Annotated in this window: 19 protein-coding genes and 1 pseudogene; 14 read left to right on the top strand and 6 right to left on the bottom strand. The window is 73.7% G+C overall.

All coding sequences use genetic code 11. From position 1 onward, the window contains the following. Nucleotides 1-10: 10 nt before the first annotated feature. The 6 genes and pseudogenes from RM590_RS15730 (at nucleotide 11) to RM590_RS15705 (ending at nucleotide 7176) form a co-directional block, all read left to right on the top strand. Complete coding sequence (locus RM590_RS15730; RefSeq protein ID WP_311705188.1) at nucleotides 11-1234, top strand: aspartate kinase; 1224 nt, start codon at nucleotides 11-13, stop codon at nucleotides 1232-1234. A gap of 107 nt (nucleotides 1235-1341) precedes the next feature. Continuing rightward, nucleotides 1342-2961: an FAD-dependent monooxygenase gene (locus RM590_RS15725; RefSeq protein ID WP_311705187.1), complete on the top strand. Its 1620-nt coding sequence runs from the start codon at nucleotides 1342-1344 to the stop codon at nucleotides 2959-2961. A 229-nt stretch (nucleotides 2962-3190) separates the two neighbouring features. Then, nucleotides 3191-3787: pseudogene (locus tag RM590_RS15720) on the top strand (3-deoxy-7-phosphoheptulonate synthase); the annotation flags it as partial. 137 nt (nucleotides 3788-3924) lie between these two features. Then, the gene (locus tag RM590_RS15715; protein ID WP_311705345.1) at nucleotides 3925-5541 is read left to right on the top strand and encodes an FAD-binding oxidoreductase; all 1617 of its coding nucleotides are present in this window, start codon (nucleotides 3925-3927) and stop codon (nucleotides 5539-5541) included. Between the two features lie 2 nt (nucleotides 5542-5543). Next, nucleotides 5544-6044: a cupin domain-containing protein gene (locus tag RM590_RS15710; protein ID WP_311705186.1), complete on the top strand. Its 501-nt coding sequence runs from the start codon at nucleotides 5544-5546 to the stop codon at nucleotides 6042-6044. A gap of 64 nt (nucleotides 6045-6108) precedes the next feature. Further along, on the top strand, nucleotides 6109-7176 hold the full coding sequence (locus tag RM590_RS15705; RefSeq protein WP_311705185.1) for a methyltransferase: 1068 nt from the start codon (nucleotides 6109-6111) through the stop codon (nucleotides 7174-7176). Between the two features lie 117 nt (nucleotides 7177-7293). Here the strand turns inward: RM590_RS15705 and RM590_RS15700 are convergent, their stop codons facing one another. Beyond that, on the bottom strand, nucleotides 7294-8037 hold the full coding sequence (locus tag RM590_RS15700) for an SDR family oxidoreductase (protein WP_311705184.1): 744 nt from the start codon (nucleotides 8035-8037) through the stop codon (nucleotides 7294-7296). Nucleotides 8038-8350: 313 nt separating this feature from the next. Continuing rightward, nucleotides 8351-11170, bottom strand: a complete 2820-nt coding sequence (locus tag RM590_RS15695; RefSeq protein ID WP_311705183.1) for an ATP-binding protein — start codon at nucleotides 11168-11170, stop codon at nucleotides 8351-8353. A gap of 297 nt (nucleotides 11171-11467) precedes the next feature. On the opposite strand from RM590_RS15695, the gene uraD reads away from it, so the two are divergent. The 3 genes from uraD to RM590_RS15680 are packed head-to-tail and all read left to right on the top strand — an operon-like array spanning nucleotide 11468 to nucleotide 14598. Continuing rightward, the gene (uraD, locus tag RM590_RS15690; protein ID WP_311705182.1) at nucleotides 11468-12310 is read left to right on the top strand and encodes a 2-oxo-4-hydroxy-4-carboxy-5-ureidoimidazoline decarboxylase; all 843 of its coding nucleotides are present in this window, start codon (nucleotides 11468-11470) and stop codon (nucleotides 12308-12310) included. A 7-nt stretch (nucleotides 12311-12317) separates the two neighbouring features. Further along, nucleotides 12318-13205 carry a factor-independent urate hydroxylase gene (gene pucL, locus RM590_RS15685; RefSeq protein WP_311705181.1) on the top strand — a complete coding sequence of 296 codons (888 nt, stop codon included), beginning with the start codon at nucleotides 12318-12320 and terminating at the stop codon, nucleotides 13203-13205. Between the two features lie 16 nt (nucleotides 13206-13221). Next, a complete protein-coding gene (locus tag RM590_RS15680) occupies nucleotides 13222-14598 on the top strand; it encodes an 8-oxoguanine deaminase (protein WP_311705180.1) in 1377 nt (458 codons plus the stop codon). Nucleotides 14599-14613: 15 nt separating this feature from the next. Here RM590_RS15680 and aceB read toward each other — a convergent pair whose 3' ends face one another. Genes aceB through RM590_RS15665 form a run of 3 tightly spaced genes read right to left on the bottom strand, consistent with a single transcriptional unit; the run spans nucleotide 14614 to nucleotide 17701 of the window. Then, nucleotides 14614-16212: a malate synthase A gene (gene aceB, locus RM590_RS15675; protein WP_311705179.1), complete on the bottom strand. Its 1599-nt coding sequence runs from the start codon at nucleotides 16210-16212 to the stop codon at nucleotides 14614-14616. A 45-nt stretch (nucleotides 16213-16257) separates the two neighbouring features. Next, the gene (locus tag RM590_RS15670; protein WP_311705178.1) at nucleotides 16258-16848 is read right to left on the bottom strand and encodes a nucleotidyltransferase family protein; all 591 of its coding nucleotides are present in this window, start codon (nucleotides 16846-16848) and stop codon (nucleotides 16258-16260) included. Between the two features lie 40 nt (nucleotides 16849-16888). Continuing rightward, nucleotides 16889-17701 carry an IclR family transcriptional regulator gene (locus tag RM590_RS15665; RefSeq protein ID WP_311705177.1) on the bottom strand — a complete coding sequence of 271 codons (813 nt, stop codon included), beginning with the start codon at nucleotides 17699-17701 and terminating at the stop codon, nucleotides 16889-16891. Nucleotides 17702-17805: 104 nt separating this feature from the next. On the opposite strand from RM590_RS15665, the gene allB reads away from it, so the two are divergent. The 3 genes from allB to RM590_RS15650 all read left to right on the top strand — a co-directional run bounded on the left by allB (nucleotide 17806) and on the right by RM590_RS15650 (nucleotide 20805). Beyond that, complete coding sequence (allB, locus tag RM590_RS15660; protein ID WP_311705176.1) at nucleotides 17806-19152, top strand: allantoinase AllB; 1347 nt, start codon at nucleotides 17806-17808, stop codon at nucleotides 19150-19152. After that, a complete protein-coding gene (alc, locus tag RM590_RS15655) occupies nucleotides 19149-20252 on the top strand; it encodes an allantoicase (protein WP_311705175.1) in 1104 nt (367 codons plus the stop codon). The genes allB and alc overlap by 4 nt, the downstream gene beginning before the upstream one ends. Nucleotides 20253-20382: 130 nt before the next feature. Further along, complete coding sequence (locus RM590_RS15650) at nucleotides 20383-20805, top strand: ribonuclease domain-containing protein (protein ID WP_311705344.1); 423 nt, start codon at nucleotides 20383-20385, stop codon at nucleotides 20803-20805. A 74-nt stretch (nucleotides 20806-20879) separates the two neighbouring features. On the opposite strand, the gene RM590_RS15645 is transcribed toward RM590_RS15650, so the two are convergent. Next, on the bottom strand, nucleotides 20880-21560 hold the full coding sequence (locus RM590_RS15645) for a TetR/AcrR family transcriptional regulator (RefSeq protein ID WP_311705174.1): 681 nt from the start codon (nucleotides 21558-21560) through the stop codon (nucleotides 20880-20882). A gap of 79 nt (nucleotides 21561-21639) precedes the next feature. Here RM590_RS15645 and RM590_RS15640 point away from each other — a divergent pair, with 79 nt between their 5' ends. Both RM590_RS15640 and RM590_RS15635 read left to right on the top strand, forming a co-directional pair. Beyond that, entirely contained in the window at nucleotides 21640-22353 is a 714-nt protein-coding gene (locus RM590_RS15640) for an SGNH/GDSL hydrolase family protein (protein ID WP_311705173.1), read from the top strand. Nucleotides 22354-22582: 229 nt separating this feature from the next. Continuing rightward, nucleotides 22583-22759: a hypothetical protein gene (locus tag RM590_RS15635; protein WP_311705172.1), complete on the top strand. Its 177-nt coding sequence runs from the start codon at nucleotides 22583-22585 to the stop codon at nucleotides 22757-22759. The last annotated feature ends 66 nt before the right edge of the window (nucleotides 22760-22825 follow it).

Genomic DNA, 22825 nt, shown 5'->3' with positions numbered 1-22825 from the left:
GGAGTCGGCCATGGCCATCCTGGTGCAGAAGTACGGCGGCACCTCCCTCGCGGGACCCGGCCGGCTGCGCGCGGTCGCCCAGCGGGTGGCCTCGGCCGGGCGGAACACGGTGGTCGTCGTGTCCGCGCGCGGAGACACCACCGACCGGCTGCTGGACCTGGCCGGCGAGGCCGGCGGTCACCACGCGGCCACCCGCGCCGCCCGGGAGACGGACCAACTCCTGGCGACCGGCGAGTACATGTCGGCCGCGCTGCTGGCCCTCGCGCTGGAACGGTCCGGCGTTCGCGCCGTCTCGCTCACCGGCCACCAGGCCGGGATCCGGGTGGTGGGCCGGCACGGCGCGGGCGTGATCGACAGCATCGACACCCGGCGGGTGCGGCGCGAACTCGCCGCCGGCCGCGTCGTGGTCGTCGGCGGCTTCCAGGGGAGCAACGCCGCGGGCGACGTGGTCACCCTCGGCCGCGGCGGCTCCGATACGACGGCCGTCGCGCTCGCCGCCGCCCTCGGCGCCCGCCGCTGCGAGATCTACACCGACGTGGAAGGCGTGTACACGGCCGACCCGCGGCTCGTGGCATCCGCCCGCAAGCTCCGCCGGGTGCCCGCCGAGGTGATGGTGGAGATGGCCTTCTCGGGAGCGAAGGTGCTGCATGCGAGATCGGCGGAACTGGCCCTCGCCAAAGGAGTTGAGCTGCATGTCAGGAGTTCCCTGGTGCAGGCGGAGGGGACGGTCGTGCACGGCGGGGAGGTGACGGAGCTGGAGACCGGGAACCCGGTCACCGCCGTCACCTCGGATTCCCCGGTGGCGCGCGTCCTGGTGCACGCTCGCGACGGACGGGACCTGGCCCCCGAGATCCTGGCGCTGCTGGCCGGGAAGGCCGTGCCCGGTGACCTCGTGGCCCGCTCGGGGCCGTACGAGGACGAGTTCCGGATGGGGTTCACCATCGCCCGTGACGCGGTCGAACTGATCCGGGGTCCACTGGAGTCGGTCGCCGCCGCGCACGGCGGCGGGGTCCTGGTGGACGCCGATGTCGCCAAGGTGTCGCTGATCGGCGTGGGCCTGCTCAACCGGCCGGAGTACCTGGCCCGGATGGCCGCGGTGCTCTCCGACGCGGGCATCCCCACCTGCTGGGTCGCCAGCTCCCAGGCGCGCGCCTCCGTGGTCGTGGCCGGCCGGCACCGGGTCGAGGCACTGCGGCTGCTCCACAAGGAGTTCGGCCTGGCGGACGGCGACTGACGGATTCCGCCGCCCGCCGTGGCGCGAAGACGTGATGTCCGGCGCCCTGACGGCCCGTCAGGATGGCGCGGCGGACCCCGATACGACGGCGGCGAAGGAGCAGCAGCATGACCACCGACCCGAGGAACGCCGGGCCGGCCGGGCCCGGCCACCCCGTCCTGATCGTGGGCGCTGGACCGGTCGGCGCCACCCTGGCGCTGGAACTGGCGCGCCACGGAGTGCGCAGCACCGTGGTCGAGACGTCCACGACCGTCTCCGCCCACCCCAAGATGGACTTCATCAACGGCCGGAGCATGGAACTGCTGCGCCGCCTCGGGGTGACCGAGGAGATCCGGCGGCGCGGTGTCGGGCCCGACGAACCGTTCACCTTTCTGTGGACGGCGGAGCCCGACCGGCCGCCGGTCTCCGTGTGGGAGTACCCCTCGGTGGCTGGGCTGCGCCGCCGCCACGACGGCGTCGACGACGGGTCGGCCCCCCTGGAGCCCTACCAGCGGCTCCAGGGCTCGCTGCTGGAGGACGTGCTGCGCGGCAGACTGCGCCGGCACCCCCTGGTCGACCTGCGCGAGGGCTGGACCCTGCGCGACCTGGCCGACCACGGTTCCTTCGTGTCGGCGGTCCTGCACGACGAGGCCACCGGCACCGAACGGATGCTGCGCGCCGGCTACCTCGTCGGATGCGACGGCGGAGGCAGCACGGTGCGCCGCCAAGCCGGCATCGCGACCGGGCAGAGCGGGCCGGGCACCCGCCACTGCGACGTCTACTTCCGCTCCGGTGACCCGGCCCTGGTCCGGCACGGCGCGTTCTTCCTCACCATCGCCGCGGGCGGGGTGACCCTGGTCAACCGCGACGGCGGGGCCACCTGGACCGGCACGTTCGTCCTGCCCGACGACGAGCCGGAGCCCGCGGATCCGCTCGCCGTGGTCAAGCGGCAACTGGGCTTCGACTTCGCGGTGGAGGAGGTCCTCAACGTCGCGTACTGGCACGGAAGGCTGGCTGTCGCGGAGTCGTACCGCGCGGGCCGGGTCTTCCTCGCGGGCGACGCCGCGCACCAGTTCTATCCAACCGGCGGTCACGGGGCGAACACGGGGCTGGGCGACGCCTGCGACCTCGGGTGGAAGCTCGCCGCCGTGCTGAACGGCTGGGGCGGCGACCGGCTGCTGGACTCCTACGAGGCCGAACGCCGCCCGGTCGCGCTGTTCAACCGGGAGATGTGCGCCAACCTCCTCGCGGTCTGGACGCGCTTCCCGCGACTGGCCGCCATCGGCGCCTCCCGGCCGCAACTCGCCGCGTACCTCGGCAAGGAGAGCTTCCAGATCGACAACATCGGGATCCACTTCGGCTACCGCTACCGCGACTCCCCGGTCGTGTGCCACGAGGACGGCCCGGAGCCCGACTGGCAGTGGCAGGCGATCACCCCGACCACCTGGCCCGGCGGCCGGCCGCCGAGCGTGCGGCTGGACGACGGCGACGCGCTGTTCGACCGGCTGGGCACCGGCCTGACCCTCGTGGACCTCTCCCGCGAGAACCGCGGCAAGGCCCTGGCGGAGCAGGCGCGGCGCAGGGGCCTGCCCATCGCCCTGCTCCCCGTGGACAGCCCCGGCATACGGGCCGTGTGGGAGCGCGACCTCGTTCTCCTCCGCCCCGACCAGCACGTGGCCTGGCGCGGCGACGAGGCCCCCGACCCGGCGGTGTGGGACGGCGTGCTCGACCGGATCAGCGGCGCCTGAACGCCCATCAAGCCCAAACGACAAGGGGTATGAGATGCCGGCCACCCACGACCAGTCCGTCGCGGCCACCCGGACGGCGGCGCCCGCCCGGTGCCCCACCGGCCTGACCGAGATGCTGGAGCCCGACCTGGCGTTCCTGACGTCCAGACCCGCCCGGCAGCAGCCCGACTGGCGGGCCCGGCCGCTGCTCGCCGCGGTACGGGAGGAGTTGGCCGCCGCGTCCGGCGGGCCCGTGGTGCGGGTCGGCCGGACGCGGCGGCCAGTTCGCCAAGTCACGTTCCCGCCCCACCGAGCGCGTCGGCGACCTCGAACTGCCCGTCTACCGCGGGAGCATGGTCAACAGCCCTCAGCCCGACCCGTCGGGCCGCCGCCCGGATCCCGCGCGGCTCCTGGAGGGCTACCGCGCCGCGAGCGCGGCCATGGACCACCTCGGCCGGCCCGGCCCGGGGCGGCCGATGAGGTTCGGAGCCCGGCCGCCCGGCGAGCTGTCGGTGTGGACGAGCCATGAGGCGCTGCTGGCGGCGGTGGCGAACCCGGTGGCGTGCAAGGTCGGCCCGTCGATGTCCCCGGGCGAACTGCTCGCCCTGTGCGAGCGCCTCGACCCGCTGCGCGAGCCGGGGCGGCTGACGTTGATCGCCCGGCTGGGCGCCGAGGGGGACGGCGTCGCCGGCGGGCTCCACCTGGAGGCCACCCCCGACCCGGTCACCGAGTGCGTGGCACACGCCGGGGAGTTCGAGCAGGCGGCTCGACGTACACGAGCCTGTGCGACCCCCGGCTCAACTCCGAACAGGAACTCGCCGTGGCCCGTGCCTGGTGCGCCCGATGAACGACGCCGCCGCGCTCTCCCGTATCCGGCCCGCGCTGGATCCCGCGAAGGCGTGATGCCGCGCACCGAGGAGCGAGCCATCCTCCCAGCAGTCTGGCCGCGCGGCCAGCGAACAACGAGGAGTACACGTGGGTGATATGACACGCCGCTCGCTCCTGGCCGGAACGGCGGCCGCGGGCGGGACGCTGATGGCCGGGGGCCCCGCCGCCGCGGCACCGGCGGACCTGGCGATCGACGACGCGGACCTCACGGTGAGCGCCGGGGACCACCGGTATCCGGGCCTGGTCCGCGGCGAGAACCACCGCTTCGTGGGCGCGCCGGAGTACGTCCGGCTGTGCACCACGCCCGCCCAGGTCACCGAGGCCGTGCAGACCGCTGTCCGGGAGGGCAGGCGCGTGCAGGTGCGCAGCGGCGGCCACTGCTACGAGGACTTCGTGGCGAACGCGCAGGTCGAGGTCGTCATCGACCTGTCCGAGATGAAGACGGTCACCTACGACCCGGCCCACCGGGCGTTCGCGGTCGAGGCGGGGGCGAAGCTGGGCGAGGTCTACGAGACGCTGTTCAAGGGCTGGGGGGTGACCCTCCCCGGGGGCTCCTGCCCCACGGTCGGGGTCGGCGGCCATGTGGCGGGCGGCGGATACGGCCAGCTCAACCGTTCACTCGGCCTCATCGTGGACTACCTGTACGCGGTGGAGGTCGTGGTCGTCGACGCGGGCGGCACGGCGCGCCGGGTCGTCGCCACCTCCGACCCCGCCGACCCGAACCGCGATCTGTGGTGGGCCCACACCGGTGGCGGCGGGAACTTCGGCGTCGTCACCCGCTACTGGTTCCGGACCCCGGGCGCGACGGGCACGGACCCGGCGCACCTGCTGCCCAGACCCCCGGCCGAGATGTGGATCAGCAGAGCGGTGTGGCCGTGGGCCGCGCTCACCGAGGCGGACTTCACCCGGCTGGTGCGCAACTACGGCGTCTGGTGCGAGAGGAACAGCGCGGCGTCCTCCCCGTACGTGGCGCTGTTCAGCCGGCTCACCCTGACCCACCGGACCAACGGGCTGATCACCCTGGCCTCCCAGATCGACGCCACGGTGCCGGGCGCGGAGGACCTGCTGGGCCGCTTCCTCACGGCGATCGGCGACGGCGTCGGCGTCCGGCCGGACGTCTGGGACCGCCGGAGGCTGCCCTGGCTCCACACCACGACGTGGCGCGGCATGTTCGACGGCGACGCGACCTACCGCGCCGATTTCAAGTCCTCCTATCTGCGGACGCGGTTCCCGGACGAGCACATAGCCGCCTTCCACCGGAATCTGACCCGCGCCGACTACGCCAACCCGGCGGCCCTGGTGCAGATTTCCAGCTATGGGGGCCGGACGAACACCGTTTCCCCGTCGGCCACGGCCGTGGCCCAGCGGGACTCGGTCATGAAGCTGCATTACCTCGTGAGCTGGGGCGACGAGCGCGACGACGCCAGCCATATCGCGTGGATACGGGAGTTCTACCGCGATGTGCACAGCGCGACGGGCGGCGTTCCGGTGCCGGACGCGGTGACCGACGGATGTTTTGTCAACTACGCGGACATCGACCTGAGCGACCCCCAGTGGAACACCTCGGGGGTGCCCTGGCACCGGCTGTACTACAAGGACAATTACGCGAAGTTGCAGCAGATGAAGGCGCGTTGGGATCCCCGCGACACGTTCCGCCACGCGCAGTCGGTCCGGCTGCCGGGCGCGGCGGGCTCCGCGCGGGGGGAGGGCTGACGATGACCCCGCTGCCGCCCGCGGTCACCGGCCCCGGGGACGGATTCCGCCTGACGCACCCGAAGGTCTCCGAACGGGTCGCCCTGCCGAGCACGGCGACCGGCGGCGCGTCCAGCGTGCTGGACATCGTGCTGGCGCCGGGCGGTCTGCTGGCACCGGTGCACACCCATCGGCACGAGGACGAGACGGTCTATGTGGCCGAGGGGACGGTCGGCGCCGTCCTCGGCGAGCGGGAGATCCAGGCGGGCCCGGGCACGGTGCTGTTCGCGCCCCGGGGCGTCCGCCACACGTTCTGGAACGCCGGCACCGGCACGACACGCCTCGCCATGGTGATCGCGCCGGGAAACCTGGACGCGTATTTCGCGGGAATCGACGAGGCGATCGGCTCGATAGCGGATCCGGACCTGAACGCCCTGCTGAAGCACGCCGAGCAGTTCGGCATCTCCCTGGATCTCGGCAGCGTGCCGGACCTGGGCCGCCGCCATCGTGTCGCGCTGGACTGACACCGGCGCCGGGATGGGCCGTCCACGGCGGAACGAGCACCAATTCACAAGGAAGAGGGAAGACATGTCGCGAACGTTGGGCCCCCGGCCGGAACACCGCGCGGAGGCCGAACTCCGTCCGCTCTACAAGGCCCACTACCGATTCCAGTTCCTCAGCGCCGGATTCCGGTCCGGCCTGTTCACACTCCTCGCGGCCCACCCGGGCCTGACGCGCGCCGAGATCGCCAAGCGGCTGGAGATGGACGAGCAGCCGACGCGCGTCCTGCTGCTGGGCTGCACCGTGGCCGGCCTGGTGAGCAAGGACGGCGACGGCTACTTCATCACCGCGATATCGGAGCCTCTGGCGGCCGATGTGACCGACCTGCCGGGCGCGTTCGTCCCGTTCGAGCACCACCTGACGTACCGCGCGATGAGCTGGTTCTACGAGTCCCTGAAGGAGAACACCAACGTCGGTCTCCGGCGGGAGCTGCCCGGTGACGCGGACACCCTCTACGGGCGGCTGGCCGGCCACGCGGAGCTGGAGACCACGTTCCACCACATGATGGGCTCGGTCAGCCGGTCCGTCGCCGCCGACCTGGCGCGCAAGCTGGACCTGTCGGGGTGCCGCCATCTGCTGGACGTGGGCGGCGGCACCGCCGTCAACGCCATCGCGCTGGCCCGCCGCTGGCCGCACCTGGAGATCACGATCGCCGACCTGCCGACCGTCGTCGAGGCCGCGGGCGCCCGGATCGCCGAGGCGGGCCTGGAGAGCCGGGTGCGCGCGGTGGGCCTGGACGTCTTCAACGACGAACTGCCCGGCGGCTGCGACGGCGTGATCTTCGCCCACTTCCTGGAGATCTGGTCGGTCGACCGCAACCGGATGCTCCTCGCCAAAGCGGCCCGGGCCCTGGAGGGAGGGGCCCGGGTCTTCATCCTCACCCCCGTCCAGGACGACGACGAGACGGGCCCCGAGCTCGCCGCGTATCTGTCGGCCTACTTCCAGACCATCGCCTCGGGCGAGGGCATGGTCTACACGGCCGGGGAGTACGAACAGTGGCTCGCGGAGGCCGGCTTCGACCCGGCCGGACGGTTCTACGTCGGCGGCCTCGGCGACATCCTGGTCTCCGGCGTCAGGCGGACGACCGCCTCCTGACGGCCCGCCACATGCCGTGCGGCCGGGCCCCCCCCCCGGGGGCGGGCCCGCCCCCCCGCCCGCGGCCCCGCCGGGGGGGGGCGGGCCCGGCGCACGGCCGTTCGGCGAACGAGGGGCCTACTCGAAGCCGCCGTTGACGGCGATGGCCTGGCCGGTGATCCAGCGGGAGTCCTCACCGGCGAGGAACGCCACGACGTCCGCCAGGTCGGCGGGCTGGCCGAGGCGGCCCAGCGGGGTCATCCCGATGATCTGGCCCTCCATCTTGCGGGCCTCCTCGGACAGCATGTCGGTGTCCGTGGGGCCGGGCAGCACCGCGTTCACGGTGATGCCGCGCGCGCCCAGGGCGTGGGCCAGCGAGCGGGTCAGCACCTCGACACCTGCCTTGGTGGCGCCGTACGCGCCCATGAAGGCGATGCCGCCGTTCGGCAGCCCGGCCGCGATGTTGACGATCCGGCCGCCGTCCCGCAGCCGTGCGGTCGCCTGCTGCCCGGCGAAGAACACGCTCTTGAGGTTGACCGCGACCAGTTGGTCGAACAGCTCCTCCGGCATGAACTCCAGGGGCGCCGCCGCGTAGATCGCGGCGTTGTTCACCAGGATGTCCACCCCGCCGAACTTTTCCTCGGCCACGTCGAACAGGCCCTTCACATCGCCGGCCCGGCTCACGTCACCGGCCGCGGCCAGGGCGTTGCCGCCGGCGGCCGTGATCGCCTTGACCACGTCCTCGGCGCTCTCCTGGGCGCCGTCGCGCTCGGCACGGTAGTTGACGATGACGGAAGCGCCGTCGCGGCCGAGCCGCTCGGCCACCGCGCGACCGATGCCGCGGGTGGCTCCGGTGACGATGGCGACCTTGTTCACGGGCATATGAGCCTCCACAGACATATGAGCCTTTTTCTCCGATCAGCCGAAGTGGCTGCGGCACGGGCGCGCGGTGCCGCGCGGCACCGGCGCCCTGGGCCCTGTCCGGCCGATCTCGCCGGGCCCGCGACGCTCCCCCGCAAGCGGGAGGTACCCCCAGGCACGCACGCTCGCTGCGTTGCCGAATCGCGCGAGTACGGCCAAGTACGAGCTGCGATCCGGCGCCTTGCGATCGCACGCACCAGACGCCGCAGGCTGATCCGACAAGATCGACAGGACAGGACCCTAGGCAGTCTGCGTGCTCCGCGTGACCGGGACATCACGCCTTTACGTGATCCGGGCTCAGCCGGGCCGCCGACTCCTGATCGGCCAGCAGGGCGTGGCGGGCCAGCTCCACGCGGCTGGAGATCCCGAGCTTGGCGAAGGCGTGCCGCAGGTGCGTGTCGACGGTGTGTCTGGACAGGAAGAGCCGTTCCGCGGCGGCCCGGTTGGTCAGCCCCTGGGCGACCAGGCGCACCACGCGCAGCTCCGCGAGGGTGAGGCTGTCCCAGCCGGTCTTGGCCCGCGCCACCGTCCGCCACTTCCGGGGGCGGATCCCCAGGATGCGCAGGTCGCGCTGGGCCCGGGCCATCGCCCGCTTCGCCCCGCAGCGGGTCAACAGCTCCAGCGCCTCCTCCAGGACGGCGATCGCCCGGCTGCGCCGCCCGGCCCGGGCCTCGCCGCGCGCGAACTCCACCAGCGCCATCGCCCGGGCGAGCTGCCGGGGGCCGGACCGGTAGGCGTCCACCGCGGCGCGCAGCGTCTCGTGGTCCCCGTGGAGCAGGGCCTCCGCGTGCAGGGCGGAGGCCGTCAGCGAGTCGATCCCCGGCGAGAGGTCGGCGAGCCGCCGGGCCGCCTCCGCCGCCCGTTTCGCCTCCAGGTCCGCGTCCGCGTCCAGCGCGAACCGGACCAGCGCCGGGGCCGCCCAGCCGACCCGGGTGAGCAGCAGCGGACGCTCCGGCAGCGTGTCGTACACTCCGGCGAGCGCCGTCACCGCGCCCCTCGGATCCCCTTCGAGGTACGCCATTTGGGCCCGCACCCAGGCCAGGGTCTCCGGCGGGAAGCCGTAACCGGACCGCTCAAGCCGCCGCGCCTCCCGCACCAGTTCGCCGGCGCGCGCCAAGTCGCCCCGCTGGATCGTCACTTGGGCCAGCACAAGCAGCAGGGACGGCACCACGGCGAGCGCGCCCAGCCGTTCGGACTCCGCCCGGCCCGCCAGGGCCTCCGTCTCGGCGTCGTCCAGCCGGCCCCCCATCATCCTCGCCTCGGCCTTGCCGAAGTACCACAGCGGCAGCGACCAGGCGGAGCCCAGCTCGTGCGCCTCCCGCGATCCCCGCTCGAAGACGTCGTCGGCCTCGTCCAGCCGGTCCGCCGCGGTCAGGGCGAGCCCCAGCCAGAGCCGGGGGTGCCGGTGGCGCGCCTCCTGGCCCGAGTCGTCGGCGAGCCGCACCGCGTCGGAGGCGATCTCGACCGCCTCCCCGATCCGGCCGAGGGCGCGCGCCGCGGCGCTGCGTGCCGCGGCCGCGAAGACCACCGTCGGCGGCTCCGCCGTCTTCATCGCCTCGGCCGCCATGGCCTCGGCGTTGTGCGGGTCGTCGCGGTTGAGCAGGGCGTGCGCCTGGATCGCGAGGAGCTGCGCCCGGACCGGGCCCGGCACTCCGGGCATGGCCATGGCCTGCTGGGTGTAGTCGATGACCAGGGAGTCCTGGCCCGCGTGCTTGAGCGCCTCGGCCAGCCCCGCGTACACCTCGGGCCGGTTCTCGTGCAGCGCGGACTCGCCCAGCTCGCGGGCCTCGGATATGCGGCCGGCGTTCGCGAGCAGCCGCACCGTTCTGGCCACGAGCGCCGAGCGCCGGGAGTCGTCGTCCGGGACCAGTTCCAGCGCCTGGAGCAGCAGGTCACCGGCGGCGCTGGGCGCCGTGTGGGCCATCTCCTGCGCCGCATCGCACAGGGCGGTGATCGTCCGCGGGCTGTCCTCGCCGGCCCCCCGCGCCAGGTGCAGGGCCACCTCGGCGCGCGGCCCGCCGCGCTGCTCCAGGACGGCGGCGGCCTCCTGGTGCAGCGCGCGGCGCAGCGGCCCGGACAGCCGCTCGTAGATCGCCTCCCGGACGAGGTCGTGGCGGAAGGTGAACGTCGCGCCGTCGTCGACCAGGACGTCCGCCATCACCGCCTCGTCCATCTGGGACATCAGGTCGATGGTCCGTCGGCCCAGCAGGGCGGCGACCTCGTCCACGGAGAAGGGGCAGCCCAGCACGGCCCCGGCTTCGAGGAACCGGCGTGTCGCGGGCGAGAGATGGCGAAGCTGGGCGTTGACGGCGGAGACGAAGTCGGAGGGCAGGCCATCGTCGCCGCCCACCATCGCGGTGCCGCCCGCCGTGGACACCCGGCCGCTCGCGTGCAGGGTCGCCAGCAGCCGCTTCAGCAGGAAGGGGTTGCCGCCGCTGCGCATGGCGAGGGCCGCGAGCCCGGGGCCGGCGGCGGCGCCGAACACGTGGGCGCAGTACGCCTTGATGGCCTCGGAGTCCAGGGGCCGCAGCCTGATGCGCTGCGTGAGCTCCTCGCCCCGCCAGCCGTCCACGAAGCGGCAGTTCCGCGGGTCGGCGTCCGTCCGGCCGGCCATCACCCACATCACCGGCAGCGACCGCAGCCTGGGGACCAGCGTCTGCAGCGCCAGCGCCGTCAGCTCGTCCATCAAGTGGATGTTGTCGAGGGCGACCAGCAGCGGACGGTGCCGCCCGTGCTCCTCGATCACCTGGCCGATCCGGTCCAGCAGCCAGAACCGGTTGGTCTCCTGGCCGCCCCGGGTGCCGAGCTCCGCCAGCTCGGCCGCGTCGATGACGGGTGGTTCGCTCGTCCGCAGCGCGGTCAGCAGGAGAGAGAGCGGCGCCACCCGGTCCAGCTCGGTGGCCCGCCCCGACGCGACGGTCATCCCTAAATGCTCGGCCTGCCGGACGGCCTCCTTGAGCAGATGGCTCTTCCCCGTCCCCACCGGCCCGTCGATCAGAAGGCCCCGGGCGCTGCCCGCGACGACGGTGCCGAGGATCTGACGTATCTGTGAGAGCTCAGTGTCGCGGCCAACGGTCGGAATGGAACCCCTCATGTCCCGGTACCTTTCCCTTTCCTCCTGCGATGCCGATCGGCGAACGATCCCCGCCCGTCCGTGGAAAAGGCCGAATCAACGGAAGGACGTGAGCGGCTCCGCCCGGATCAGGACCACGGCCCCCTGGCAACGCTCCCCCCTGACCCGAGGATAGACAGGGCCAGTGACCTCTCACCGACAAGCCACTGACGTGTACGCATTTTGCCGGAATTGGCCGCGCCCGCCGGAAGTCCCTGGCCACACCGGCCGTTCAACAAACTGTTGACGATCACCGGCGGTGCGGCTTAGCTGTCCCCCATGACGCAGAGTCCGACGCCGGGGCTGGCCTGGATCAACGGCGCCGACGAGCGCGCGGTGCGCGGCGCGCTGCGGCGCGTGTGCGCCGCGCGGGCCTGGGGCGACACGCTCGTCGCCGCCCGACCGTTCGCCGCCCTCGACGACCTGCTCGCCGCGGGCGACGACGCCACCGCCGCGCTGACCGAGGACGGCCTCGCCGAGGCCCTGGCCGGCCACCCGCCCATCGGCCGCCCCGAGCCCGGCGACCCGGCCTCCGCCCGGGAGCAGAGCGGCATGAGCGACGCCTCCGCCGAGCTCAGGGAAGAGATGCTGGAGCTGAACCTCGCCTACCAGGAGCGGTTCGGCCATGTCTTCCTCATCCGCGCCACCGGACTGAGCGGGGAGCGGATGCGGGACGCGCTGCGCGCCCGCCTCGCCAACTCCCCGGCGGCGGAACGGGACGTCACCCGGGGCGAGCTGGCGAAGATCAACCGGCTCCGGCTGACCCGGCTGGCCGAGTCGGACACCACCGTCTCCACCCACGTCCTGGACACCAGCGCCGGCCGACCCGCGCCCGGCCTCGCCGTCACCCTGTCCGTGGCCGACCGCCCCGGCGGCGACTGGACCGCGCACGCCACCGGCGTGACCGACGACGACGGCCGCTGCGCCGGCCTGCCCCCGCTGCCCGGCGGCGCCGCGCTGGCCCGGCTGACGTTCGCGGTCGAGCCGCACCTCGCCCGGACCGGCGCCGACCCGGCGTTCTTCCCCGAGGTCACCGTCGCCTTCGCCGTGGTGCCCGGCGAGCACTACCACGTGCCGCTGCTGCTCAACCCGTTCGGCTACTCCGTCTACCGAGGGAGCTGACCTGCCCATGCCCACGCTCGGCCAGAACCAGTACGGCAAGGCGGAGACCCGCGTCGTGCGCGTCACCCGCGACGGCGCCGTCCACCACGTGCGCGACCTCAACGTCTCGGTCGCCCTCTCCGGCGACATGGCGGAGGTCCACCACTCCGGCTCCAACGCCGCGGTGCTGCCCACCGACACGATGAAGAACACCGTCTTCGCGTTCGCCCGCGAGCACGGCATCGCCTCGCCCGAGGAGTTCGGCACGCTGCTCGCCCGGCACTTCGTCACCTCGCAGCCGTCGATCTCCCGCGCCCGGATCCGCATCGAGGAGTACGCCTGGGACCGGGTGCCGACGCCGGGGGAGGCGGAGCACTCGTTCGTCCGCGCCGGGCGGGAGACGCGCACCGCGCGGATCGCCTTCGACGGCGAGGAGCTGGAGATCTTCAGCGGCCTCACCGGGCTGACCGTGATGAACACGACCGACTCCGAGTTCCGCGGGTTCGTCAAGGACCGGTACACCACGCTGCCGGAGGCCGGGGACCGCGTGCTGGCCACGGACGTGACAGCCGTGTGGCGGCACGCGGCGGACGCCCCCGACTGGGACGCCGCCCACGAAGCGGTGCGCGGGCACCTGCTGGCCGCGTTCGCCGGGACGTCCTCCTCCTCGCTCCAGCAGACGCTGTTCCGCATGGGCTCGGAAGTGATCGAGCGGCAGCCGGGCATCGACGAGATCCGCCTCTCGCTGCCCAACAAGCACCACTTCCTGGTCGATCTCGAACCCTTCGGCATGAAGAACGAAACGGCCGACGGCGCCGTCTACTTCGCCGCCGACCGCCCCTACGGCCTGATCGAGGCCACCGTGCTGCGCGACGGCGCGCCGGCCCGGATTCCCGTCGACACGACGACCCCGTAACGCCAGGAGGCTTTCCGTGGCAGCCACTCAGCGGATCCTGATCGAGAACTGCGCCATCGCGACCGTCGACGGCGACGGCACCGAGTACGCCTCCGGCCATCTCCTCATCGAGGGCAACCGCATCGAGGCCGTCGGCGAGGGCCCCGCGCCCGTCCAACTTCCGGGCGCCGTGCGCCGCGTGGACGCCACCGGCCACCTGGCCACCCCCGGGCTGGTCAACACCCACCACCACTTCTACCAGTGGCTGACCCGCGGACTGGCCCAGGAGAGCAACCTCTTCGACTGGCTGGTCACCCTCTACCCCGTCTGGGGCCGCATCGACGAGGCCATGGTCCATGCCGCCGCCCGCGGCTCCCTGGCCATGATGGCGCTCGGCGGCGTCACCACCGCCAGTGACCACCACTACGTCTTCCCGGCCGGCGCCGGCGACCTGCTCGGCGCCGAGATCCGCGCCGCCCGGGAGATCGGCGTGCGCTTCACCGCCTGCCGCGGCTCGATGGACCGCGGCGTCTCCCACGGCGGGCTGCCGCCCGATTTCGCCGTGGAGGCCACCGACGACGCGCTGGCCGCCACCGAGCGGGCCGTGCGCGAGCACCACGACCCCTCGTTCGGCTCGATGCTGCGGATCGCCGTCGCCCCCTGCTCGCCGTTCTCCGTCACCACCGAGCTGATGCGCGAGGCCGCCGCCCTCGCCCGCCGTCTCGGGGTGCGGCTGCACACCCACGGCTCGGAGACGGTGGAGGAGGAGAAGTTCTGCCACGAGCTGTTCGGCATGGGCCCCACCGCCTACTTCGAGGCCACCGGCTGGCTGGGCCCGGACGTGTGGATGGCGCACTGCGTCCATATGACCGACGCGGACATCGCCGCGTTCTCCCGCACCGGCACCGGCGTCGCGCACTGCCCCTCGTCCAACGCCCGGCTGGCCGCCGGCATCGCGCGCGTCCCCGACATGCTGGCGGCCGGCGTCCCGGTGGGCCTCGGCGTGGACGGCACCGCGTCCAACGAAAGCGGCGAACTGCACACCGAGTTGCGCAACGCCCTGCTGATCAACCGCCTCGGCCCGCACCGTGAACGCGCCCTGACCGCCCGTCAGGCGCTGCGCCTCGGCACCCGCGGCGGCGCCGAAGTGCTGGGCCGCGCCGGCGAGACGGGCTCCCTGGAGGCGGGCAAGCTCGCCGACGTCGTGCTGTGGCGGATCGACGGGCTCGGCCACTCCACCATCGCCGACCCGGTGGCCGCGCTGGTCCTCGGCCCGCCCGCCCCGGTGACCCTGTCCCTGGTCAACGGCGTCCCCGTCGTCGAGAACGGCCGCCTGCTCACCGCCGACGAGGACACCATCGCCCGCACGGCCCGCGCCGAGTCCCGGCGGCTGGCCACGGCGGCGGGCCGCTGAGCGGGCGGCGGCCGGTCAGTCCAGCAGCTCGTAGGCGGGCAGGGTGAGGAAGTCCACGTACTCCTCCTCCAGCGACAGCCGCATCAGCAGGTCGAACGCCCGCTCCCAGCCGCCGGTGATGAACGCGTCCTCGCCCATCTCGTCGCGCATCTTCACCAGTTGATCGGCCGCCACCTGCCGCACGAACTCCCGCGTCACCGGCTCGCCGGTATCGGCCAGCACCACACGGGTGTTGATCCACTGCCAGATCTGCGACCGCGAGATCTCCGCCGTGGCGACGTCCTCCATCAGGTTGAAGACGGCGACCGCGCCCCGGCCCGCCAGCCACGACTGGAGGTAACGGGTGCCCACCTGCACCGCGTTGCGCAGCCCCTCGCACGTCGGCCGGGCGTCGAGGGAGTCGATCGCCAGCAGGTCGTCGGCGGTGACCTTCACGTCCTCGCGCTGCCGGTGCTTCTGGTGCGGCCGGTCGCCCAGCACCGCGTCGAAGGACTCCCGCGCCACCGCGACCAGCCCCGGGTGCGCCACCCAGGACCCGTCGAAGCCGTCGCCCGCCTCCCGGTCCTTGTCCGCCCGCACCTTGGTGAAGGCCAGCGCGTTGGCCTGCGCGTCCCTGGAGGGGATGAACGCGGCCATGCCGCCGATCGCGTGCGCGCCGCGCTTGTGGCAGGTGCGCACGAGCAGTTCGGTGTAGGCGCGCATGAACGGGGCGGTCATCGTCACCGCGTTGCGGTCGGGCAGCACGAACTTCTCTCCGCCGTCCCGGAAGTTCTTCACGATGGAGAACAGGTAGTCCCAGCGTCCCGCGTTCAGCCCGGAGGCGTGGTCACGCAGCTCGTAGAGGATCTCCTCCATCTCGAACGCCGCCGTGATCGTCTCGATCAGCACGGTGGCCCGGACGGTCCCCTCGGGGATCCCCAACTCCCGCTGGGCGAAGACGAAGACGTCGTTCCACAGCCGCGCCTCCAGGTGCGACTCCAGCTTGGGCAGATAGAAGTACGGCCCCTTGCCCAGCTCGATCAGCCGCGCCGCGTTGTGGAAGAAGTACAGCCCGAAGTCCACCAGCGCGCCCGGCACGGCCCGGCCCCCGACGGTCAGATGCCGCTCGTCGAGGTGCCAGCCGCGCGGCCGCATCACCACCGTGGCCAGCTCCGCGTCCGGCCGCAGCGCGTACTCCTTGCCGCGCTCGTCGGTGAAGTCGATCCGGCGGCGGTAGGCGTCGGCCAGGCTGAGCTGACCGCCGATCACGTTCGCCCAGGTCGGCGACGACGCGTCCTCGAAGTCCGCCAGCCAGACCCGGGCCCCGGAGTTGAGCGCGTTGACCGTCATCTTGCGGTCCGTCGGCCCGGTGATCTCCACCCGCCGGTCCTCCAGCGCGGGCGGCGCCGGGGCCACCCGCCAGTCGCCCTCCCGCACCGCCGCCGTCTCCGGCAGGAAGTCCAGCCGTCCCGTCGCGGCGATCTCCGCCCGGCGCCGGGCGCGGGCGCGCAGCAACTCGTCGCGGCGCGGGGTGAACCGCCGGTGCAGCTCGGCCAGGAACGCGAGCGCCTCCTCGGTCAGCACCTCCTCCTGCCGGGGCTGGGGCGTGGGTGCTTCGACGGTGACGGCGGACATGGGCGGTCACTCCTTCAGCGAGACTGGAAACGGATGTTAGTTTCCTCATGATGGAAGATCAATCAGATCTCCCGGCTCGTCGATGTCGTCCGGCGCGGCGACATCGCCGCACTCCACCAGCGCGATCTCCCGCCCCCGCAGATACCCCCGCGCGCCCTCGTCGCCACGCGCCGCGCGCACCACCCCCGGGAAGTGCGCCGCCCCGAGAAGCACCGGATGCCCGCGCCGCCCGCCATACGCGGCGGCCGCCAGCGTCTTCGGCGACCGGTACGCCCCGGCCACCCGGGCCATCGCCGCCGCCCCGATCCCCGGCTGGTCGACCAGCGCCACCAGCGCGCCCCCGAGACCTCGCGGCAGCGAGACCAGCCCGGCCCGCAACGACGAGGCCATCCCCGACTCCCAGTCGGGATTCCCCACCAGCGCACAGCCCGCCAGCCGCGCCCGCGCGCGCACCTCGTCCGCCGCCGCCCCCAGTACCACATGCACCGGAGCGCACCCCGCCGCACGCAGCTCCTCCGCCGCGTGCTCCACGAACAACCGCCCCCGATAGGTCAACAGGGCCTTGGGCCGCCCCCCGAGCCGCCGCCCGCCCCCGGCGGCCAGCAGCAGCCCCGCGACGGCCGATTCCTGCGGCATGCCCCCACCCTACGGGCTGGCCCGACCGTACGGGCTGGCGTCACACCTCGCCGCGCGCGCCGGCCAGTGCCGTGGACAGGTCGCGGGCGACCTCCTGGAGCAGCGGGACCATCTTCTCCGTGGCCGCCTCCGTCACCCGGCCGGCCGGACCCGACACCGAGATCGCGGCGGCGGTGGGCGAGTCGGGGACCAGCACGGCGATGCAACGCACGCCTATCTCCTGCTCGTTGTCGTCCACCGCGAAGCCGTTCTCCCGCACCTCCCGCAACGCCTCCAGGAACGCGTCCGGCGTCGTGATCGTCCGCTCCGTCGCGGCCGGCATGCCCGTGCGGCGCAGCAGGGCCCGCACCTCCGCGTCGGGCAGCCCCGCGAGCAGCGCCTTCCCCACGCCCGTGGAGTGCGGCAGCACCCGCCGGCCGACCTCGGTGAACATCCGCATCGAGTGCCGCGAGGGCACCTGCGCCACGTAGACGACGTCGTCGCCGTCGAGCAGCGCCATGTTCGCCGTCTCGCCGGTCGCCTCGACCAGCCGCGCCAGATGCGGCCGGGCCCAGGTCGCCAGCGGCCGCGCGGCGCTCTCCCCGAGCCGGATGAGGCGCGGGCCCAGCGCGTAACGGCGGTTGGGCTGCTGGCGCACATACCCACAGGCGACCAGGGTCCGCATCAGCCGGTGAATGGTCGGCAGCGGCAGCCCGCTGCTCGTGGCCAGCTCGCTGAGCCCCGTCTCCCCGCCGGCATCGGCCATGTGCTCCAGCAGAGCGAAGGCCCGCTCCAGGGACTGGACCCCACCGCCATTGGCGGCGGGCTTGCGCACATCTGACGGTGGCACGTCGCGTTCCTTTCGGACGGTCATGAGGCACCCTACCCGGCGGCCCTTGACGTGCCGTCCCCGTCGTCCGAGGATCGATGCGTTCGCTTCAACAGAACGTTGAAGCCCTCAGGTGGAGGGAGGGCCCGTTGACCGGCACCGAGCTCCTGCTGCGCTCGCGCCGCGTGGTCACGCCCGACGGCACGCGCGCCGCGGCCGTCGCCGTGGCCGGCGGGCGGATCACCGGCGTCCTGCCCCACGAGGCGCCGGCGGGGGAGGGCACCCGGGTCGTGGACTACGGCGACGCCGCGCTGCTGCCCGGCCTCGTCGACACCCATGTGCACATCAACGATCCCGGCCGCACTGAGTGGGAGGGGTTCGCCACCGCGACCCGGGCCGCCGCGGCCGGCGGCATCACCACCGTGCTGGACATGCCGCTCAACAGCATCCCGCCGACCACCAACGCCGCCCACCTCCGCGTCAAACGGGACACCGCCCGCGCGGCGGGCGTGCATACCGACGTCGGCTTCTGGGGCGGTGCGATCCCCGGCAACACCGGCGAACTCAAGGCCCTGCACGAGGCCGGCGTCTTCGGCTTCAAGTGCTTCCTCTCCCCGTCCGGCGTCACCGAGTTCCCCGAGCTGGACCCGGACCAACTCGCCGCCGCCCTCGGCGAGATCGCTGGCTTCGGCGGCCTGCTCATCGTCCACGCCGAGGATCCCGCGACGCTGACCGCCGCCCCGCCCGCCGACGGCAGCCGCCGGTACGCCGACTTCCTCGCCTCCCGGCCGGACGCCGCCGAGACCGCGGCCATCACCCGGCTGATCGCGCTCGCCGGGCGGCTGGACGCCCGCGTCCACGTGCTGCACCTGTCGGCCGCCGGCGCGCTGCCCCTGATCGCCGCCGCCCGCGCGTCCGGGGTGCGTATCACCGCCGAGACCTGCCCGCACTTCCTCACCCTGACCGCCGAGGAAGTCCCGGACGGCGCCACCGAGTTCAAGTGCTGCCCGCCCATCAGGCCGGCGGCCAACCAGGACCTGCTCTGGGCCGCCCTCGCGGACGGCACCCTCGACTGCGTCGTCTCCGACCACTCGCCCTGCACCGCCGACCTGAAGGTGCCCGACTTCGGGGCCGCCTGGGGCGGCATCGCCTCCCTCCAGCTCGGCCTGCCCGCCGTCTGGACCGCCGCCCGCCGCCGCGGCCACCAACTGGCCGATGTCGCCCACTGGATGGCCACCGCCCCCGCCCGCCTCGCCGGCCTGGAGCGCAAGGGCGCCATCGCCCCCGGCCGGGACGCCGACTTCGCCGTCCTGGACCCGGAGGCCACCTTCACCGTCGACCCCGCCGCGCTCCACCACCGCAACCCGGTCACCGCCTACGCCGGCCGCACCCTGCACGGCGTCGTGCGCGCCACCTGGCTGCGCGGCCGGCTCGTCGCCGAGGACGGCGCCGTCACCGCGTGCGCGGGCCGGCTCATCGAAAGGGGAACGGCGTGACCACCGCCCGCGCCGGCTTCACCGGCGACGCCCGCCCCTACGACGGCGGCGACCCCTACGCCGACTACCGCGCGCCGGACCCCGCCACCGTGCCGTTCGCCCACCTCCCCGACCTGGCCGACCGCCGCCTGGGCGGCTCCGTCCTCGCCGCCAGCGACGAGTTCTTCGCCGAGCGGGAGAACCTGCTGCTGCCCACCCGGCCCGAGTTCGCCCCCGGGACGTTCGGCCACAAGGGCCAGATCATGGACGGCTGGGAGACCCGCCGCCGGCGCGGCCCCTCGGCCGACCACCCGCACCCGGCCGACGGCGACCACGACTGGGCGCTCATCCGGCTCGGCGTGCCCGGCGTGGTGCGCGGCATCGTCGTGGACACCGCCCACTTCCGGGGCAACTACCCCCAGTCCGTCGCCGTTTGGGGCACCAGCACCCCCGAGGACGAGACGAGCTGGACCGAACTCGTGCCGCGCACACCCGTCGGCGGACACGCCGCCAACGTCTTCCCGGTCGACATCGGGCGCCGGTTCACACACCTGCGCCTCGCGCAGTACCCCGACGGCGGGATCGCCCGGCTCCGCGTCCACGGCGAGGCGGTGCCCGATCCGGCCTGGCTCGCCGCCCTCGGCACGTTCGACCTGGCCGCGCTGGAGAACGGCGGGCTGGCCGAGGACGCCTCCGACCGGTTCTACTCCCCACCAGTCCACACCACCCACCCCGGGCGGCCCCGCACCATGGCCGACGGCTGGGAGACCCGGCGCCGCCGCGACCGCGGCCACGACTGGCTGCGCTACCGGCTCGCCGGGCGCGCCGTCATCCGCGCCGTGGAGATCGACACCGGCACCTACAAGGGCAACGCCCCCGGCTGGGCCGCGCTCTCCGTCGCCGACGGGGAGTCCGGCGACTGGCGGGAGGTGCTGCCGCGCACACCGCTGCTCCCGGACGCGGTCCACCGCCTCGTCCTGAACGCCGAGGTGCCGCCCGCCACCCACGCCCGGCTCGACATCCATCCGGACGGCGGCGTCGCCCGGCTGCGGCTGCACGGCTCCCTCACCGAGGACGGCGCGCGCCAACTGGCCGCGCGTTTCCGGGACCTGACGGCCTGACGGGTGCGCCGTCGCGCGCGCCGTGGGACGAACTTGTGGAAGGGCGCGCGCCCATGTGAACTCCCGGGAAATATCCGGGATGCGCGGTTGACGCGGATAACGCTACGCGCGTCACACTATTGGCATGGGCATGAACTACCTTTCCAGGACCGTCCGCACCGGAGCGCTCGGCGCCCTGCTGACCACCCTGCTCATCGGCGGCCAGGCCACCGCCGCCACCCCCACATCCCCCACCCCCACCTCCGGCGCCGTGGTGCAGCCGCTGGCCTACGGCGACATCTGCTACAGCGACCTGCCCACCGAGGCGTACGACACGCTCGACCTGATCGAACAGGGCGGCCCGTTCCCCTACCCGCAGGACGGCGGCACCTTCTACAACCGTGAGGGCCTGCTCCCCAGCCGGCCGACGGGCTACTACCACGAGTACACGGTGGAAACCCCGGGCAGCGACACCCGCGGCGCCCGCCGCATCGTCACCGGCGACTCCTACCAGGAGGACTACTACACCGCCGACCACTACGAGTCGTTCGACCTCATCGACTACGGCTGCTGACCTGCGTCCCCCCAGCGGCGCCGGGGCCGGCCCCCACACGGTCCCGGCGCCGCCCAACCGCATCGCGGTTCCCCTCAGCCCCGTCCGGCGTTCCGCTGCCTCTTCAGCCGCGCACCGGAGCGCCGGACGGACTCCTCGACGGACCGGGTCGCCGCCTCCAGGGTGTCCCCCGCGCCCACGGCGAAGTCCCGGAGCTGGCCCTCCAGGTACGGGTATCCCTCGGGGATGAAGGCCGGCGCGAAGTATCCGGCCCGCTCCAACTGGGTCAGGCCGTGCATCTGGCACCACAGGTGACGGGTCACCATCATCGGGTCACCGGCGCGGAACCGCCCCGCGGCCATGCAGCGCGCCACCAGATCGCGGAGGATGCGCAGCGCGTAGCCGCCGATGCGCAGGTCGTCCTCCCGCAGCTCGAAGCCGGCCAGTGTCGTGCCGCCGAACATCACGGCGACCAAGTGCGGTTCGGCGCGGGCGTATTCGAGCGACTCCCGGCACATCGTGGCGAGGTCGGCCACCGGGTCGTCGGTCTCCGGCAACGCCCGCAGCCGGTCGGCCAGGCGCCGGAAGCCCTCGTGGATCACGCCCCGCACCACTTCGGCCAGGCTGCCGAAGTGGGTGTAGACGGCCATGGTCGAGGCGCCCACCTCCCGCGCCAGCCGCCGCGTGGTGAGCGCCGCGGGCCCCTCCTCCGACAGCAGCCGGGCGGCGGCGTCGAGCAGCCGCTGCGCGGTGGCCGGGGGAGTGGGGGTTGACACGGGCCCAGCATAGCGCTGTCATAACACTGTTATGGGCATAACGCCGTTATGGCCGGGTGGCGCGTGAGCGGGAGAGCGGATGAACACAAAGACCCTGATACGCCGGATGACGCGCCACATCCCCCGGCTGCCGGAGGCGGCGGGCGACGACTCCGGACTCGTCCCCGGGAACGCCCCCACGCTGCGCATCGCGATGATCGGCGACTCCGCCGCGGCCGGCGTCGGCGCCGCCACCCACGCCGAGGCGCTGGCCGGCCAGCTCGCCGCCGGACTCGCCGCGCTGACGGGCCGCGAGGTCTCCTGGCGGGTGACGGCCCGGCGCGGCGCCACGGCCCGTTTCGTCCGCGCCACCATGCTCGACCGGCTCACCGAGCCCGCGACCCGCTGGCAGCCCGACCTCGTACTGGTGGTGGCCGGCGCCAACGACGCGCTGCGGCTGCGCCCCCCGGCGGCGTTCCGGCGCGACATTACGGCGCTGGTCACCTCGATCCGGCACCGCCTGGGCCGCGGCGGACCGGTCCCGGTGCTGCTCGTCGGGCTGCCCCCGGTGCACCGCTTCCCCTCACTGCCGCCCTGGGCCCGCCTCCCGCTGGGCGGCTACGCCCGCCTGCTCGACGCCCAACTGCGCCGCGTCGCCCGCCGCGAGCCGCACGTCCACCACCTCCCGGTCGGCGCCCTGCTCATCTCCCCCGAAACGGGCTTCGCCGCCGACCGCTTCCACCTCAGCCCCGCCGGCTACCGGGCCTGGGGCCGCGCCCTGGCCGCCTCGGTCGCCACGGTGGTCGACACCTGAACGACGAGCGCGGCCCGCGGAAGGAGGAACCGCCCCCGCGCCACCCGGCCTCCTCACCGACGCTGTGGCCATCCCGCATTCCAGGTGCCCAGTCGTGCGCCGGGCGGTCCTCAGCGATTCGGCGAAGTCCGGCATGCCGTTCCGCCGTGCCCCCACACGGTCGGCGAGCCGCCGTCGGCCGTCACCGGGGCGCTCTTCCCGATGAGGGTGAGACCCACGGTGTCCTCCCATGGCAAGCCGGCTGGTCGTGTTCTCGCGCGCGACGCTTCCCGAGCAGGTGGTCGCGTCAGAGTCCCGCCGCGGCGCAGCGGGTGAGTTCGATGGCGAGCTGTTCGGGTGGCCGGGACGCTTTGCTGCGTTCCGGCCCCACGCCGTACTCGCAAAGGCCTCGGATGCGGCGGAGTGATGCCCGCCCCGGGCGCGGACACCAGGAAACCGGGTGTCCAGGGGGAGAGGGAGGCTCACGAGGGGG

Source organism: Streptomyces litchfieldiae (assembly GCF_031845365.1).
Classification (GTDB): domain Bacteria; phylum Actinomycetota; class Actinomycetes; order Streptomycetales; family Streptomycetaceae; genus Streptomyces; species Streptomyces litchfieldiae.
Note: the sequence above shows the minus strand (reverse complement) of the source record. Positions and strands in the feature narration are given on the sequence as shown.

Excerpts from the sequence above, each read along its gene's own strand:
- RM590_RS15730 (WP_311705188.1), top strand. The coding sequence starts at position 11 with ATGGCCATCCTGGTGCAGAAGTACGGCGGCACCTCCCTCGCGGGACCC.
- RM590_RS15725 (WP_311705187.1), top strand. The coding sequence starts at position 1,342 with ATGACCACCGACCCGAGGAACGCCGGGCCGGCCGGGCCCGGCCACCCC.
- RM590_RS15715 (WP_311705345.1), top strand. The coding sequence starts at position 3,925 with ATGACACGCCGCTCGCTCCTGGCCGGAACGGCGGCCGCGGGCGGGACG.
- RM590_RS15710 (WP_311705186.1), top strand. The coding sequence starts at position 5,544 with ATGACCCCGCTGCCGCCCGCGGTCACCGGCCCCGGGGACGGATTCCGC.
- RM590_RS15705 (WP_311705185.1), top strand. The coding sequence starts at position 6,109 with ATGTCGCGAACGTTGGGCCCCCGGCCGGAACACCGCGCGGAGGCCGAA.
- RM590_RS15700 (WP_311705184.1), bottom strand. The coding sequence starts at position 8,037 with ATGCCCGTGAACAAGGTCGCCATCGTCACCGGAGCCACCCGCGGCATC.
- RM590_RS15695 (WP_311705183.1), bottom strand. The coding sequence starts at position 11,170 with ATGAGGGGTTCCATTCCGACCGTTGGCCGCGACACTGAGCTCTCACAG.
- uraD (WP_311705182.1), top strand. The coding sequence starts at position 11,468 with ATGACGCAGAGTCCGACGCCGGGGCTGGCCTGGATCAACGGCGCCGAC.
- pucL (WP_311705181.1), top strand. The coding sequence starts at position 12,318 with ATGCCCACGCTCGGCCAGAACCAGTACGGCAAGGCGGAGACCCGCGTC.
- aceB (WP_311705179.1), bottom strand. The coding sequence starts at position 16,212 with ATGTCCGCCGTCACCGTCGAAGCACCCACGCCCCAGCCCCGGCAGGAG.
- RM590_RS15670 (WP_311705178.1), bottom strand. The coding sequence starts at position 16,848 with ATGCCGCAGGAATCGGCCGTCGCGGGGCTGCTGCTGGCCGCCGGGGGC.
- RM590_RS15665 (WP_311705177.1), bottom strand. The coding sequence starts at position 17,701 with ATGACCGTCCGAAAGGAACGCGACGTGCCACCGTCAGATGTGCGCAAG.
- RM590_RS15650 (WP_311705344.1), top strand. The coding sequence starts at position 20,383 with ATGAACTACCTTTCCAGGACCGTCCGCACCGGAGCGCTCGGCGCCCTG.
- RM590_RS15640 (WP_311705173.1), top strand. The coding sequence starts at position 21,640 with ATGAACACAAAGACCCTGATACGCCGGATGACGCGCCACATCCCCCGG.
- RM590_RS15635 (WP_311705172.1), top strand. The coding sequence starts at position 22,583 with ATGGCAAGCCGGCTGGTCGTGTTCTCGCGCGCGACGCTTCCCGAGCAG.